Origin of the sequence: Paenibacillus sp. 598K, from assembly GCF_003851045.1 — a bacterium.
GTDB lineage: Bacteria > Bacillota > Bacilli > Paenibacillales > Paenibacillaceae > Paenibacillus_D.
Window position 1 is genome coordinate 1 of the sequence record NZ_BFBX01000397.1, and the last position, 708, is coordinate 708.

Below are 708 nucleotides of genomic sequence, written 5' to 3' on the forward strand. Positions count from 1 at the left end.
CATCTTATTTGTATTGGAGGAGAGCACGATCGCTATTCAACACATGGTTATTTTCGATCTGAAGCATGCCAAGGGCTCCGCAGAGGAGACCGCGTTCCTGAACGACGGCCGCTCCATCCTGACCTCGATTCCTGTCGTCAGCAACTTCAACGTCTTCCGCCAGGTCAGCGCCAAAAACGACTATGACTACGGCTTCTCGATGGAGTTCGCCACTCAGGAGGACTATGATACGTACAACGCGCATCCGCTCCATACCGCCTTCGTCGATCAACGCTGGCTGACTGAGGTGGAACGGTTCCTGGAGATTGACTTCGAGAAGATCTGACGCGCGGACGGGAGACATCGGGCAGCCGAGTAACGGCCATGAGTGAGGGAGGTCTGACGTGACGGCTCTCTCCCTCGGCAGGCATTCCTTTGAGCAACGCAGCCGTTTGCAGAGTAGACCGAGCACCAGTCTTCCGCGACTTGCCGCTCGCCAGAGACAGACGTGGAGCCCCCGAGCTCCACGCCTGTCGTTGCTGCGACGCCCCGCCCACTGCCGGCGATTCAACGAAACTTTCTTTCGTTACGCAGATGTTTTCCCCTGCTGAAGGGCTACCAGTCCAATGTCGTGGCGGCCAGCGGCTCGGCTGAGAAAACTGGCTTGGTGTACTCTACGAAACTCCGGCCGTCGGCCAATCCCTGCTCAGATGTAACAAACAAGGCGAG

General features: G+C 57.6%; 1 protein-coding gene. It reads left to right on the forward strand.

The annotated features are described in order from the left end of the window. The first annotated feature begins 43 nt into the window (after window positions 1-43). Entirely contained in the window at window positions 44-325 is a 282-nt protein-coding gene (locus PA598K_RS35615; protein ID WP_128661331.1) for a Dabb family protein, read from the forward strand. The last annotated feature ends 383 nt before the right edge of the window (window positions 326-708 follow it).